Source organism: Coleofasciculus sp. D1-CHI-01 (genome assembly GCF_040218875.1).
Taxonomy (GTDB): Bacteria; Cyanobacteriota; Cyanobacteriia; order Cyanobacteriales; family Coleofasciculaceae; genus Coleofasciculus.
The window spans coordinates 45,402-60,070 of sequence record NZ_JAVJQP010000053.1; the positions used below are offsets into that span (position 1 = coordinate 45,402).

At 46.2% G+C, this 14,669-nt stretch carries 12 protein-coding genes and 3 pseudogenes; 6 read left to right on the top strand and 9 right to left on the bottom strand.

From position 1 onward, the window contains the following. Positions 1-79 precede the first annotated feature (79 nt). On the bottom strand, positions 80-415 hold the full coding sequence (gene psb28, locus RIB93_RS10275) for a photosystem II reaction center protein Psb28 (protein ID WP_446372688.1): 336 nt from the start codon (positions 413-415) through the stop codon (positions 80-82). A gap of 532 nt (positions 416-947) precedes the next feature. Between psb28 and trpS the strand changes: the two genes are divergently transcribed. From trpS to RIB93_RS10290, 3 genes are all read left to right on the top strand, one after another. After that, entirely contained in the window at positions 948-1,958 is a 1,011-nt protein-coding gene (gene trpS / locus RIB93_RS10280) for a tryptophan--tRNA ligase (RefSeq protein ID WP_446372689.1), read from the top strand. Positions 1,959-2,109: 151 nt separating this feature from the next. Continuing rightward, positions 2,110-3,015, top strand: coding sequence for a methylenetetrahydrofolate reductase (locus tag RIB93_RS10285; RefSeq protein WP_446372690.1), 906 nt, complete (start codon positions 2,110-2,112; stop codon positions 3,013-3,015). A gap of 323 nt (positions 3,016-3,338) precedes the next feature. Further along, positions 3,339-4,961, top strand: a complete 1,623-nt coding sequence (locus RIB93_RS10290) for a mucoidy inhibitor MuiA family protein (RefSeq protein WP_446372691.1) — start codon at positions 3,339-3,341, stop codon at positions 4,959-4,961. Positions 4,962-5,344: 383 nt separating this feature from the next. Here RIB93_RS10290 and RIB93_RS10295 read toward each other — a convergent pair. The 3 genes and pseudogenes from RIB93_RS10295 to RIB93_RS10305 all read right to left on the bottom strand — a co-directional run. Beyond that, a pseudogene (locus tag RIB93_RS10295) lies at positions 5,345-5,861 on the bottom strand (DNA cytosine methyltransferase); the annotation flags it as partial. A 63-nt stretch (positions 5,862-5,924) separates the two neighbouring features. Then, complete coding sequence (locus tag RIB93_RS10300) at positions 5,925-6,056, bottom strand: hypothetical protein (RefSeq protein WP_446372692.1); 132 nt, start codon at positions 6,054-6,056, stop codon at positions 5,925-5,927. Positions 6,057-6,076: 20 nt separating this feature from the next. Further along, a complete protein-coding gene (locus RIB93_RS10305; protein ID WP_446372693.1) occupies positions 6,077-7,009 on the bottom strand; it encodes a trypsin-like peptidase domain-containing protein in 933 nt (310 codons plus the stop codon). Between the two features lie 153 nt (positions 7,010-7,162). On the opposite strand from RIB93_RS10305, the gene RIB93_RS10310 reads away from it, so the two are divergent. Then, positions 7,163-7,390, top strand: a complete 228-nt coding sequence (locus RIB93_RS10310) for a hypothetical protein (RefSeq protein ID WP_446372694.1) — start codon at positions 7,163-7,165, stop codon at positions 7,388-7,390. 90 nt (positions 7,391-7,480) lie between these two features. Here RIB93_RS10310 and RIB93_RS10315 read toward each other — a convergent pair whose 3' ends face one another. The 3 genes and pseudogenes from RIB93_RS10315 to RIB93_RS10325 all read right to left on the bottom strand — a co-directional run. Next, positions 7,481-7,615: a hypothetical protein gene (locus RIB93_RS10315; RefSeq protein ID WP_446372695.1), complete on the bottom strand. Its 135-nt coding sequence runs from the start codon at positions 7,613-7,615 to the stop codon at positions 7,481-7,483. Positions 7,616-7,634: 19 nt separating this feature from the next. After that, positions 7,635-8,500: pseudogene (locus tag RIB93_RS10320) on the bottom strand (phytoene desaturase family protein); the annotation flags it as partial. A 223-nt stretch (positions 8,501-8,723) separates the two neighbouring features. Next, positions 8,724-8,912: pseudogene (locus RIB93_RS10325) on the bottom strand (glycosyl transferase family 1); the annotation flags it as partial. A gap of 106 nt (positions 8,913-9,018) precedes the next feature. Between RIB93_RS10325 and RIB93_RS10330 the strand changes: the two are divergent. Next, positions 9,019-10,074, top strand: coding sequence for a mevalonate kinase family protein (locus RIB93_RS10330; protein WP_446372696.1), 1,056 nt, complete (start codon positions 9,019-9,021; stop codon positions 10,072-10,074). Positions 10,075-10,477: 403 nt separating this feature from the next. Here RIB93_RS10330 and RIB93_RS10335 read toward each other — a convergent pair whose 3' ends face one another. After that, complete coding sequence (locus RIB93_RS10335; RefSeq protein WP_446372697.1) at positions 10,478-11,407, bottom strand: glycine betaine ABC transporter substrate-binding protein; 930 nt, start codon at positions 11,405-11,407, stop codon at positions 10,478-10,480. A gap of 121 nt (positions 11,408-11,528) precedes the next feature. Continuing rightward, entirely contained in the window at positions 11,529-13,223 is a 1,695-nt protein-coding gene (locus RIB93_RS10340; protein WP_446372698.1) for an ABC transporter permease, read from the bottom strand. A gap of 295 nt (positions 13,224-13,518) precedes the next feature. On the opposite strand from RIB93_RS10340, the gene leuB reads away from it, so the two are divergent. Then, complete coding sequence (leuB, locus tag RIB93_RS10345) at positions 13,519-14,610, top strand: 3-isopropylmalate dehydrogenase (RefSeq protein WP_446372699.1); 1,092 nt, start codon at positions 13,519-13,521, stop codon at positions 14,608-14,610. Positions 14,611-14,669 lie beyond the last annotated feature (59 nt).

The following is a 14,669-nucleotide window of genomic DNA, read 5'->3' on the forward strand; positions in this document are numbered from 1 at the left end:
AGGGAAGCGGAATATATTTCTTCTTAGAGGGGCTTTCAGACTTCCCCTTCCGTGCCATTTACCTTAAGCTGTAGGAGAATCAAGATTTACTGAATCCTAAACCATTCTCCTCAGCATAGCGCTCCATGAAACGCATAAAGCGCTCCCATTCTTCTGTCGATTTCATGATCACAATTGCTTCTAATGCCGTCGGTTGTCCATTGACAAATTTGCCTTTAACGTCTCGGCTGACCAGTTCTCCTTCTTTATCCATCAGGTATATACCTGTTATTTCTTCACCATAGTTGCCATTGAGCGCCTTGGGATTATCAAAATAAAATGTTGCCGTACCATTGCTGCCATCACGAGAGCGAGTCAGGCGCACATCAGGTACAACTTCTTCGTCAATGCCTTTAATAAATTGAATTTTAGCCATGAGCCGTTCAATCAAAATTTAAGAAGGTTATCACCAATTGAATGATCAGCCGTGCTTGCCATTTGCACAACGACTGGAGTTGGAAATTTCCTCAAGGTGTGAATCCAGTTCTACGTCCAACCCCGAGGAACTGCTGCGTCTTGAGCTTCCAGACACTGATCACCGATTGTTTAATCTCCGCCCATCTAGTCCTACCTGAGAACAGCAAGCGATTTTGGCGTTTAGATTTCATAGTGATTTTAGCAAAAACTTTACAATTAACAAAAAAATACCGTTTTCCTGCCATAACGACCGAGGTAATGGCAAAATTGATAGAGCAGATCATCAAAAAATTATCAATCGTTCCCTCATCGGCGTTAGCGTAGCTCGGTAAATCCTGGCTCACCTTACCCCCCTTAGAGGAGAAGGTTTTTCAGGTTCCTGCCAAAAATCTGCACCGTTTCACGGCGAATCCTCCAGCGCTTGACCCGAAAGCAGGTACAAGCCTGGGACTATCGCCACCTTTGCTCTTCCAAATCCTTAACCAATATCAATGGGCAAAAAGCGCGTTCTCTCTGGAGTTCAACCAACTGGAAATCTTCACCTGGGTAACTATCTCGGAGCAATCCGTAATTGGGTAGAAGCCCAGAGTCAGTATGAAAATTTCTTTTGCGTCGTCGATTTACACGCGATTACGGTTCCCCATAATCCAGCAACTCTAGCCGCCGATACCTACACGATCGCGGCGCTATATCTAGCCTGTGGCGTGGATTTGAACGATTCAACGATCTTTGTTCAATCTCACATCCCCGCTCACTGTGAACTCACCTGGCTGTTTAACTGCGTCACGCCTATAAATTGGCTGGAACGGATGATTCAGTTTAAAGAAAAGGCGGTGAAGCAGGGCGAAAATGTTAGTACGGGTTTACTGGATTACCCGGTGCTGATGGCAGCCGATATTTTGCTGTATGATGCGGACTTAGTCCCCGTGGGAGAAGATCAAAAGCAACATATCGAACTGACTCGTGATATAGTGATTCGGATTAATGACCAGTATGGCAGCAAGAAAAAGCCTGTGCTGAAACTGCCCGAACCCTTAATCCGCAAAGAAGGAGCGCGGGTGATGAGTCTCACCGATGGCACGAAGAAAATGTCCAAATCTGACCCCTCGGAAATGAGTCGGATTAATCTGCTGGATTCTCCAGAGGAGATTCAAAAGAAAATTAAGCGCTGTAAAACTGATCCGATTAAGGGGCTAGAATTTGATAATCCAGAACGTCCAGAGTGTCATAACTTACTCACCCTTTATACCCTACTGTCGGGGAAAACCCAGGAAGCTGTCGCCGCCGAATGTCAGGATATGGGGTGGGGACAGTTCAAAACGGTGTTGAGTGAATCCACGATTGAAGCCCTCAAACCAATTCAGCAAAATTATCAAGCGGTTATGGACGATAAAGGCTATCTAGAGTCAGTCTTACGTCAAGGGCGTGAGAAAGCAGAAGCGATCGCTCTCTCAACCCTCTCCCGAGTCAAGGCAGCTATGGGGTATTCTACACCTCTGTAGAGACGTGCCATGGCGCGTCTGGGAGATGGGGAGCAGGGGGAGCAGGGGGAGCAGGGGGAGCAGGGGAAGATGGGGGAACGGATTACCAATGACATAAGACAAATGACGAATGACGAATGACGAATGACGAATGACATAAGACGAATGACAAATGACAAACCTTACTCAACCCTCATTCCGAGACGCCGTTAAATCAGGGGAATTCTTAATTACGGCAGAGGTTAGCCCCCCCAAAGGAGGTGACGCTAGCCAGATGATTAACTTGGCAAAACCACTGAAGAATCGTGTCCATGCGGTTAATCTTACCGATGGATCTAGGGCAGTGTTGCGGATGTCTTCTTTAGCCGCCGCCGCTATTTTAGTCCAACATGGGATAGAACCGATCTGTCAGATCGCTTGCCGCGATCGCAATCGATTGGGGTTACAGGCGGATCTGATGGGGGCGCAGGCTTTGGGCATTCGTAACATTCTTGCCCTCACGGGTGATCCGGTAAAAGTCGGGGATCATCCTGACGCCAAGCCCGTTTTTGATCTAGAATCAGTACGTTTGCTCCAGCTAATCAGTAAACTCAATAACGGTTTCGATGCTAATGATAAGCCCTTGTCCGATGGAAAAACAGAGTTATTTGCTGGAGCCGCCGTTGACCCTCAGTTAAAAAGTTGGTCTGGATTACAACGTCGGTTTGAGCGTAAACTAGAAGCGGGTGCCCAGTTTTTCCAGAGTCAACTGATTGCTGATTTCCAGCGGCTGGAAAAGTTTATGGATAAGATTGCGGCGAATACCGATAAGCCGATTTTAGCGGGGATATTTTTGATTAAATCGGCGAAAAATGCACAATTTCTGAATAAATACGTTCCTGGTGTCAACATTCCCCAATCTATTATTGATCGACTGGCAGAAGCCGCCGATCCACTGCAAGAAGGGATGAAAATTGCCGCTGAACAAATCCAACTCGCGAGACAATTGTGTCAGGGTGTGCATATTATGGTGATTAAGCGAGAAGATTTGATTCCCCAGATTCTGGATTTAGCGGAAATCCCACCCCTGAATCGGTAAAATGAATTTCATAGACCGACATGTTTTCGGTTGCGATCGCAATGTTCCAGATGTGCCATGGCACGTCTGGGAGTAGGGAAAGAGACAGTGGTTAAGAGTAGGTCTTTCAGCATTTGTCAGGAGATAGTGGCTGATAGAGTGAGCAATGGCTCACCTTCCCGGCAATGTCCTGATTGACCGACTGGGAATGAGGATAAATCAGGTGTACTAAAACGTCAAAAATCATGTTTTGAACATTAAGTATTTTGACGTTGAATTTTTGGGTTTATATTCAGGCTCCGATATGAATGTAGGGAGCTTGATTTGAGGACAAAGAAGAACGGATGAATAAGACGGTAGAAACGGAAATTTGTAATGTTACAGTGTATGATAACCAGGCGTTAGTTACGCGCCGAGGCGTTGTGCAGCTAACAGGTGAGGAACGGGAACTGGTGATTGCTAATTTGCCCGTAACCCTGCTGAGTGAGTCCGTTCAGGTGTCGAGTACGGGTCATGCAAGGGGGCGATTATTGGAGGTACGGACGGAAAAAACCAGCACTCGTGAAGCGACTCATCCCAAAGTTAGCCAACTGTCTGAAGAAATTGGTCAGTTAGAAGATCAAAGACGTCAGGGACAAGATATGCTGACGTTGCTGAATTTACAGCGGAATTTTATCAAAAATTTAGGCAATCAGTATCTGGAACGCTTGACAAAATCCCAAAATCCTGAACCGTTGAACTTGACTCAAATCGGGGAATTGCTGGATTTTGTCGGAGAACGGTGGCAGAATTTATCGGGTGCGATCGCGCAACAGGATCAGGATCAGAAACAGGTCAACTCTCAGTTACAAGCGGTGCGAGGGCAGTTTCAGCAGCTCTCTACTCCCCAGATTCATGACAGCTTTAGTATCATTATCACCCTTGAACCAGCAGGGGCGGGTGAATTGGCGCTAGAAGTTTCTTATAGAGTTAAGGGGGCAAGTTGGCAACCCGTCTATGATGTCCATTGGCAAGATAGCCAGCAAACCGCCCGACTCAGTTACCTGGCTCAAATTACCCAAACCACGGGTGAGGATTGGTTAGGTGTAGCGCTTACCCTTTCCACCGCTCAACCGGGGGTAGGGCGACAAATTCCGCCAATTACACCCTGGTATATTGATCTGCAACAGCCTAGCGCTTTGGCAAATCGGACAACAACCAACCCAAAGGAGCATAACGCACCCCGCCCCCCAATGGTGAATATGCCATTTGCAGGAATAGCGCCAGAACCTGAACCGACGATAGATGAAGAGTTAGAGCGGTTGAGAGCCCAAAAGGAACTGGAGGAAAGTCCGGGACAAAAGGGTATTGTTACCTTTACCCTGGACAGTAAAGCAACGATTCCCAGTGATGGGGTGAGCCATAAGGTTGCCATTTTCCACAGAGATGATTATCCCTGTCGGGCTGAGTATGTGGCGATGTCGCGCCAACTTAATTTTGCTTACCTGAAAGCAACGGTGATGAATCCCTTGAATGGCGTTACTTTATTACCGGGACAGATAACTATCTTTCGCGATAATACGTTTATTGGTACTAGCGAAATTCAGAATATTGCCCCGGGTCAAGAGTTTCAAATCGATTTAGGTGTGGACGATGGGCTGAAAATTGAGCGGTATCTGGTGGAACGACAGATAGATAAGAAGCTGATTGGGAATCAGCAGCGGGAAGTGGCGACGTATGGGTATCGGTTAACGGTGGCAAATTTACGGGAGCAAGAGGCACAGGTTAAGGTGATGGAACAACTCCCGGTAAGTTGTCATTCCCAACTCAAAGTTCGGCTGACTGATGCTAATCCTTCAGTGGAAATCGGTGAATTGGGTGTGTTGGAATGGTGGCTGACTTTGCCTTCCCTTTCTTGTCAGGAGTTGTCCTATCAGTTTACGGTGGAGTATTTGCCGGAATTTAGGGTGATCGGATTGGATGTTTAGCAATGTTTGTCAGTCACTTAATCACTACATGGCCCTCTAAGGATTAATTAGACGTGTGAATTTTGGGATAGTTTGGGAATATCAAGAAAGTTAACCAGACAGTGGTTTAAACCACTGGCTAAAAGTTCAAGTCGTCTAACGACGACTGGATAAGCTGTCATGCATATAAATTAGGTATAGGTAGTGAGCAAGATGCAAAGCCTGCGGCATGGCTTCGCTAAACACACTACCAGGATGAGAGCCATTCTAGACATTCAGGTTTGAATGCCGAACAGCTTAAGACTTCTAGTCCATTTTAATGGACTTAAGCTATTAGCCCGGAGTTTGAACTCCGGGCTTTTGCTGACGCCAGACTTCATCGACAACATCCCCGGATGAACTCATTAATTGGATATGCAAGGGCATTTGACCAGTTGTTCAACCCGTTCTTTCCCTCGCGGTTTATCTCCTTGAATCAAACTGTAAAGATAAGTGCCAATGGCTTGTGCCAATCCAACAGGTACAGCATTGCCAATTTGTTTATACTTAGACGTTATTGACCCACAAAAAATCCAGTCGTCAGGAAAGGTTTGAATTCTAGCACACTCCCGCACAGTCAAGGGACGCAGTTCTACGTGGATAATCCGCTTCCCTTTGGTTAATTGGTCGGTGACGAATAGCAGCAGAAAGTAACCCTTTTACATTCTCCATTACGAAAAATCGGGGTTGAATGTCTCGAACAACACGGACAAACTCCATAAATAAACTGCCACAAGGGTCTAAGACTGAAGCCCTTTTTCCGGCTGTACTAAAAGGCTGACAAGGTGCGCCACCCACCACCAAGTCTACCTCATTCGGGCGTAACGCTCTCCCCTTTCCTAAAACTCTACCCCCTTCTAAAAGTAAATCTTGGGTACTGATTATTAGTAGGGGTTTTAACCGATTTTTTGTCTATTGGCAACAATAGCGTGATACGTTCCTTCTTCAGCAGGCTTCCCCCGCGTTTATTGGTGTGGTATCGTAATCTACATCAATCCGATACTCCGGTAAGAAAAGGGCTTGATACTTCGGCGAGTCTCGCCTGAAGGTTTCTGAGAAGTTTTGCCAAAAGCTCATTAATCACTTCCTTGCCAATCTCAAGATAATGAAGTTTGAATGTCTTTCCAGAAAGCGCGAAGAGGAACACCAGATGTAGTTCCTGCCTCAAGCGAACGACCCACACGTCCTATACCCAGGTTTCCCCGATGAATAGCCACTAATTGCCAATCCCGATTAAAAATTGGCGCACCAGATGAACCCTCATCGGTACTGATGTTGTGGTCGATGTAATCGTCTCCCACTTGCACAATCTGACCCAAGCCAGAAATTACAACATGCTGTCTCCGTGGATAGTGAATCAGACGAATTTCCTGACTACTATCTAGTATGGCATTGATGCAGTTAGTTATCCGTTGTCTCGGCTCACCTTTGACTTTGAGCAAAGCGTAATCGAGTTGATTAGAGCGTATCGCCGTATCCAGATTGAGTTCAAAGACATCTGAGTCTAAGGAGTAGCTCCCGAATGTGTAGTTAAAACGTACCCAGGCTTCTTGCACCTGACTTTTGCTAAAAATGTGGTTACAGGTGAGCAGCAGATTCTTGCCGATTAGAACACCAGTACCAATGCCTTGTCCTTTGGGGGACTCAATTCTGCCAACTGCATTACGAGCTGCTAAAGCCTTAAAATTTTCCTGCCCCTGCTTAACTAATCGGGTGAATAAAGCAACATCTTGATCAGCTAGTCCATAGAGCGGAGCGAGTTCGCATAGGTACTTGAGTAGACTCACCATCGGGTGATAATCCAAGCGCCGATTAGAGATGGGATAAATTTTAAACGCTGCGACTAACGCTGGAGCAAATTTAGTGGGTGTTGCACCCAGTTTTAGATTGCTTAGAAGAGCAATATCGACACCAGCGCTCTCCAAAACCTCTTGGCGTTCACTGGCATCGTTAACCTTAAGAGCAAATTGGTTTAGCGCCAACATTAAAGGTGTAACATCTTTCTGCTCCAAAAATAATTCAGGATTCATAATACTTTCATCTGTCCAGCTTTAAGTTGAGTCGGAAAATTGAGATAAGTCTTCAACAGAAGGATATCAACAAACTGAAGTGGGGGTGATTCCGGAAAATTGGAAAGTTGGTTCAATGGCTAATGAGCGTTACTCAGAAATAGGAGCAACCCCATGACTAATACTCAGCAGGAAGTTATTAAAAAAGGATATAAAGCCTTAATCGATTCCTTGGGAGTCGTTGATGCTATCCGATTTATTCAATACTTTAGCCCAGGTCAAAGCGATTATACCCAAGAACGCCATCAGTGGCAAGACAACACGCCATTAGACGAGATTTTGCTCTCCATGAAACAGCATCAAGACAGCGGTATCAATCAATACGATGAAATTATTGAGTAGTGTCCTTATCCAGTTATAAAACATTCCCAGGTTCTGCCTGGAAACGAGGGAGGCAAAGCCTGGGAACGAGGGAGACGAGGGAGGGTGTCTCTAGGCGTGACCAAAAATCGCGACTGAACTGGTAATTCCTGTTCCCCGATATTCTGTCTCCCGGCTATCGATGAGGGGTGGAATGCTCGGATAAGGGACGTTTTCGCTTTGAGTTTGAAAATCTCTAGTCTCCATGGTTTTCTCCTACTGGTTATAGGGCACAGTCGATCTTCAAAATGCCATCATTACTATTGACAATCCGACGCTTGATCCGCTCGTTTAACTGAGGCGCGATCGCTTGGGCATCGGCTGGGTCAATAAGCTGAAGAAATAAACGCTGGGCATCAATGCTGGAGATAATCCCTTTTCTGGCTCGATACTCCTGACCCCCTGCAACCCGAACAGCTTCGGCTCGTCCATTGTTGCCCATGAGAATCTGCTCAACATGCTGATCGCATAAGATAGTGCCTCCATGATGGTTCACCACCTTAATTAAGGCTTGGACTAAGGCACCCGTACCCCCACGCGGTCTGGCGGTACCAGGGTCATGGCGGAGTGCCATCATGATCGCCCCAATCGCGATCGTTTTCTCAGCCGGAGAAGCCCCCAGTTCCCTAAAATATCAATGATCGATTTAGGAGGTGCATTGAATATAGGAGTAATGGCTTGAATCAGGCGATGCCAAAAGTCCATATACTCTCGATACTTCTGGGCATCACGCTGGCTATAGCGAGCGATTTCGGCACAAGTCTTTTCAACAGAACGATGAGCTAAGAAATACTTGCCATCAGGATGAGGACAGAAAATAGTGGGATCGCAGTATAGATACTCAAGTCCAAACTTGGTTAACTCGAGTTCTTCAACAACTGGTCCTAGGTGAATAAATTCGTGATCGATCGCACATAGGTTAAAGTAGAAGCCCGGAACTTCTTCTGGCATGGCTTCCTCCGTTGTAGCAGCGCCACCTACGACAGATCGCTTTTCTAGTAGCAAAACGCTGTAACCAGACTTGAGCAAATAACCTGCACAGACTAAACCATTATGACCCGCACCGATGATGATGACATCATAAGTTTCCATAAGGTAGAGATATTTATATTTTCCAGATCGTAAGGAACTTGCATGGTTTGTTGAATCTACCCTAAGGAGTAAGTTACTTAAACAAAGGGTACTGACGCAAGGGTGAGATATAGGTTAAATGTAGGTTCGACTTGATTGTGCTGATCTACGTTGATTAGTTTTTTGAAGCTAAGACTGGCTTCCCAGTAGATACAACCTGTTCAATGATATCAGCCGCTCGATTCACTCCAAGAGGGTACTCAGATTCACCAATTGCCCAAAAATCCAGTCCTGCTGCCACAGTTTTGGGCTGAGCATCGAGTATTCCAAATAGGGTAACACGATGACCACGCTTGTTTAGCTCGTATCCTAACGTGGTCATCGGGTTGAGGTGACCTGCTGAAGCAGGACAGATGATGCCAAAGTGGGTCATATCAGTTTGAGATTGTAAATGGGATGATCTCCAGAGCGATCGCGCCAATGTGTTAGCCTCCACAGTACTCTATTAATAGCGATCGCAATAATTATAGGGGTTATGAATGAAACTGTTTGTGCCAGGTCGCCTTTGTCTGTTTGGTGAACACAGCGATTGGGCGGGAGGCTACCGCCGCCTGAATCCTCAGCTTGAAAAAGGCTACACCCTTATCACAGGAACCAACCAGGGACTCTATGCCAACGTCAAGCCCCACCCTACTCATTTTATTCTTCATGCTTCCCTGAGTGATGGCACTCGTCCAGAACCCATTCAGTTACCCATGGAACGCCCAGTGCTCCTGGCTGAAGCCCAAAAGGGAGGGTTTTGCAGTTATGCGGCTGGCGTCGCTTATCATTTTCTTACCTATTTCCAAGTAGGTGGCGTAGAAATCGATAACTATTGCACTGATTTACCCATACAAAAAGGGTTATCATCCAGTGCCGCTATTTGCGTTTTAGTCGCACGCGCCTTTAATCATTTATATGACCTGAAAATGAATCGGCGAGGCGAAATGGAATATGCTTATCTAGGTGAGACAACTACACCTTCTCGCTGCGGACGTATGGATCAAGCCTGCGCTTATGGGAATCAACCAATTGCCATTATTTTTGATGGCGCATCGGCGGATATTATCGAGCTAAATGTTCCAAAAGATTTGTTTTTTGTCATTGTTGATCTGGGCGCGAGTAAAAATACCCAAGAAATCCTCAGTCGGCTGAATCAGTGTTATCCCTTTGGTACTGATAACGTACAGAAGAATGTACAGCACTATCTCGGCACTATTAGTTATCAAATTACTCAAGAAGCCGTTGAAGTACTGCAAACAGGAGATGCTCTCAAGCTGGGTCAGTTGATGACAAAGGCTCAAGCTGAATTTGATCGCTATCTCATCCCCGCTTGTTCCCAACAATTGACGGCTCCCGTTTTGCACCAACTGCTCAATTATGAGCCGATTCAACCTTATATTTTAGGGGGGAAGGGTGTAGGTTCTCAAGGCGATGGTACTGCCCAATTTATTGTAAAAAATAAGACTAATCAACAAAAAGTTATCCGAATTATTCAGCAAGACTTTCCCCAAATGCATCCCTTGACGCTAACTATTCATGCTAATTCCGAGTAGTCTTGACCCAACACTAGGCTAGTTGGGCATGGCGCGTGAGTTTTGAGTGTATAGGGGTAAGTTTATGTTCTTTCGGGCAGCTATTGATGATAACGTTACCTCAAACCAATTCTTTCCGAATGTAGGGGCGGGTTTCACTACTATCGTTTACTTTGCACCCAGATGTCACTAAACCCGCCCCGACTAAGTTTTGAATTTTGACCTTTTTAAAATCAAGGCTTTGAGGACGATTTAAGGTTCATTTAGTGCAAGCAATAAGCCTTGATAGGTAAAAAACTGACACAATAGCGAGCAAGATGCAAAGCCTGCGGCATGGCTTCGCTTAACGCACTACAACAACCTCTCGCTGTTCCCTGTTTCCTGTTCTCTCCCCTCACCCCAATACTGATTCAGCAACCCTTAACTAAAGTTCACCCTCGTCGTTATTAGATTCCAGAAATCCTTGTTCAATGAGAAACTCTTTCGCTACCTCACCCGGTTCCCTTTGTTTCCCAGTTACCTGGTAATTGAGACGTTGCATTGTCTCATCTGTAATTGTTGCCGAAAGCTTGTTGAGTATCGTTTCAATTTCTGGGTTTTCTTCTAGGACTTCCTGACGCACGACGGGCGCAACTTGATAAGGAGGAAAGAAATTTTTGTCATCTTCAAGTCTGACTAAATTGAGAGCGCTGACTTCTCCATCTGTAGCAAATCCTACAGCAATATCAGCTTGATCTTGAGCCAAGGCTTGATACCTCAATGCGGCATTCACCGGTTTATACTCTGCTAGTTTAAAATCACCGTACACTTCCTTGAGCCCTGATAATCCATCAGGACGTCCTTGGAACTCATAGGTGCCAACCATCTTCAGTTCATTAGCTTGAGGCACTATATCGGAAATCGTTTCAATTCCATACTGTTGGGCATCCTCTGGCGTCATAAACAGCGCATACGTATTATTCAGGGGTGCGGGTTCGAGCCATTCTAAATTAAACTGTTCCGCATACTCCTGGGAAACGATTTTATAGACTTGTTGGGAATCGCTATTCCGGGGACGCTTTAAAATTGTGATCAATCCAGTCCCGGTATATTCTGGATATAAATCAATTTCTCCCGATTTGAGACTCTCATGAGTCACCTGACTCCCTCCTAAGTTAAGTTTGCGTTCTACGGGAAAACCATTCTCTTCTAATACCAGCGCATACATTTCTCCTAATATAAATTGTTCAGCAAAATCTTTTGAGCCAACTCGAATCGCTCCTGATTCTGCACTATCACCACCGCAACTGCTGAGGGTTGCGATCGCGAAAAGAGTTAGTAATGGTAGAATTACCAATTGACGGATTTTTTGCATTATGCAGCTTTTCTGGGTTTCCTTCCAAGGGTTTAGCCAACACAATTCTAGCTGTAGAGACGCGCCATGGCGCGTCTCTACAATACAATGAGGAACAATGAGGATTCAATTACTGAATCTCTCAGGACGTCTGCCCAGACAGTAATGCTTTCGTCGAAGACTCACCTGCTTTTTTCAACTGTCGGGTGAGTTGAAGATTCAGCAAGACTAACGCGAGAGATTGACCCACCAGAGCCAGTAATACGGATGTTCCCGCCGCATATTGGATGCTAGCCCAAGGAAACGCCGAAAATAGCCATACCAGGGGTTGTACGGATGGGGACATGGACAACACTTCCAGCATAATCGGCGGTAAGATAATCAGTCCACCAACCATGGTTGCTGCCCAAACCGCCCGCTTGGGTGTTTTCAGCAACAGCATAAGCTGTCCGATGGAAGCATAAAACACGATGAGACCGACGGTTACCAATAACCCCAAAATCGCGGGTGTCTTGTATTCACTGGGCGACCACAGCAGAATCCATGGCAGTAAAATAGCAGACGCGATCGCTAAATTCAAGAAAATCGCCACAGGCGCTGGACTGGTTCTGCCCCAGATTAAGTCTGCCATAATTCCAGCCTTGCGGGACGAGCGTTTGGCATGGCGGTAACGCGCCCAATCTTGCATCGTTTGACGATGGGGACTCAACGCTGCAATTAACCCTAAAAATAGGATCAAGTTAAACACCAGCAGGATTTCTAGATTCTCAAACAATCCTTCAGCATAACTTTTCCATTCATGTACCTGAGGATTTAGGGCAAATCCGAGAATCATCACTTCAAAGCAAGCCGTTAACCGATAACTTTGTCGCTTACTCAGTAAGGTAGCCGTGGGATTGTGAAAATTCCGATTTAATCCCTGCCAAATCCAGTAACTCCATAAACCCGCATTGAGAATAGCAAATCCCGCCATCATCCAGATTGTCTTTCCGAGGGGGAGATAAAACCAACCCAAGTCCCAAAAATCACCGTTGGGATGCGTATTAACGACATCTAGAGAACTCGAATCAATCAGGTACGGTAACAAAATTGCCGGATTAAATAAGGTCAGCCAATCCGTGGGGTAATGGTTCATACCCCCGTCAATAACGCTGGTGCTAATCGATAGAAATAGGAGAATTGCGCCACCCCCCAACCACGCTTGAAAACCGCCCAACCAATTACCGACTAAGCCAAAAAGTAACGCCCCACTGAAAAAGAATAGGCAACTAGCACCTAGAACCGTGTAGAAGGCTAAAATCTGACTCAAACCCATGTCACCTGCCCAACCCGCCACTAGATGCAAGGGCAAGGCTAGGGCGGCGACTAGGTAAAGTAACAGGGGAACTCCCAATAATTTGCCGCCTAAAATACTCAGCGTTGAACCCGGAGTCAGCCGTAAAAAATTCAGAGTACGCCGACGTTCTTCCTGAGACAAATCACTAATCAGCATATAGATGCCCACGACTAACAGGGCAAAAATACCGATTAGGCTGAGTCCCAAAAAGACATCCTGCCACCAGAGTGACCAATTGATCACAAACCCACCTACACCATCGAATAGACAGGCGGGAATCGTGGAGTATTCCTCAGTTGACCCTGTACAATAACGGTTGTAAAGCCTCATGCTATCCTTAACCACGGGTAATTTACCCGCGAAAGCCATCAGCAGCAGTAACTGTCCCAGGAAAGACATGGCGACGGCAATTAAAATATTGCGTGATTTAAGCCGTCCTTTGATTTCCCGAAACAACTGGGGATTCCATTCGCCGAGTTGGTTAACTAAATTCAGTGCCATCGTAATCTCAGTCTCCGTAGGTAAAAGCTTATAGTGTTCTAACTCGATAAGTTTTGTGCGTCCTCCAGTTCGTTCCCGATGAGCGAATACTCAAAAACTCATCACTACAATTCGTTCTTCTCCTCCTCACCAATCACCTCTTCCCCAATCCCCATTTTCCCGACAAAATTCAAAAATTGAAACATTGATTCCGGTCAGGGGGGTCAATTAGCCGTTATCATAAGAGACTGCCTGGTCAGTCATAAGGTTCAGGTGTCCACGTTTTGAAATTGTCCCCAAGATTACACGATAAGTTATGGCACAGCAGCACTACCGCATTACCCTTTTGCCCGGTGATGGCATTGGTCCAGAAATTATGGCAGTCGCGGTAGATGTGTTAAAGGTGATTGGCGCACAGTTCGACCTTAGCTTTGAGTTCACTGAAGCCTTAATCGGAGGGGCGGCAATTGATGCTACTGGGGAACCCCTACCGACTGACACCCTGGAAAAATGTCGCCATAGCGACGCTGTTTTACTGGCTGCCATCGGCGGTTATCAATGGGATAACCTGCCGCGCCATCAACGCCCGGAAACGGGTTTGTTGGGATTACGAGCAGGATTAGGGTTATTTGCCAATTTGCGACCTGCCACCATATTACCCCAACTCATTGATGCCTCAACCTTGAAACGGGAGGTGGTTGACGGGGTGGATATTATGGTGGTGCGAGAATTGACAGGCGGGGTTTATTTCGGTCAGCCCAAGGGTATCTTTACCACTGAAACGGGGGAAAAGCGCGGTGTAAATACGATGGCGTATACCGAAGCCGAAATTGACCGCATTGGACGAGTGGCATTTGAAACCGCTCGCAAACGCCAAGGTAAACTCTGTTCGGTTGATAAAGCCAATGTTCTCGAGGTATCTCAATTATGGCGCGATCGCATCACCCAATTAGCGACTGAGTATCCGGATGTGGAGTTATCTCATTTGTATGTTGACAATGCTGCCATGCAGTTAGTCAGGGCACCTAAGCAGTTCGATACGATTGTCACGGGCAATTTATTCGGAGACGTGCTTTCTGATGCGGCGGCGATGCTCACCGGGAGTATTGGCATGTTACCTTCAGCCAGTTTAGGGGAAAAAGGACCCGGCGTTTTTGAACCCGTTCACGGTTCCGCCCCGGATATTGCTGGGCAAAATAAGGCAAATCCCTTGGCTCAAGTGTTGAGTGCGGCGATGATGCTACGCTATGGGTTAAATCAGGCAACGGCGGCTGACCAAATTGAGCAAGCCGTTTTTCAAGTTTTAGAGAAAGGGAACCGTACAGGGGATATTATGTCAGCAGGAATGACGCTTGTCGGTTGCCAGGAAATGGGAAATGCTTTGATTGAGATTCTCAAAGAGCCATAAGTTAAGTCAAACAGGAGGATGACCTAGTACAGCTACTCTGATGCAAAGAAACGTCCGGC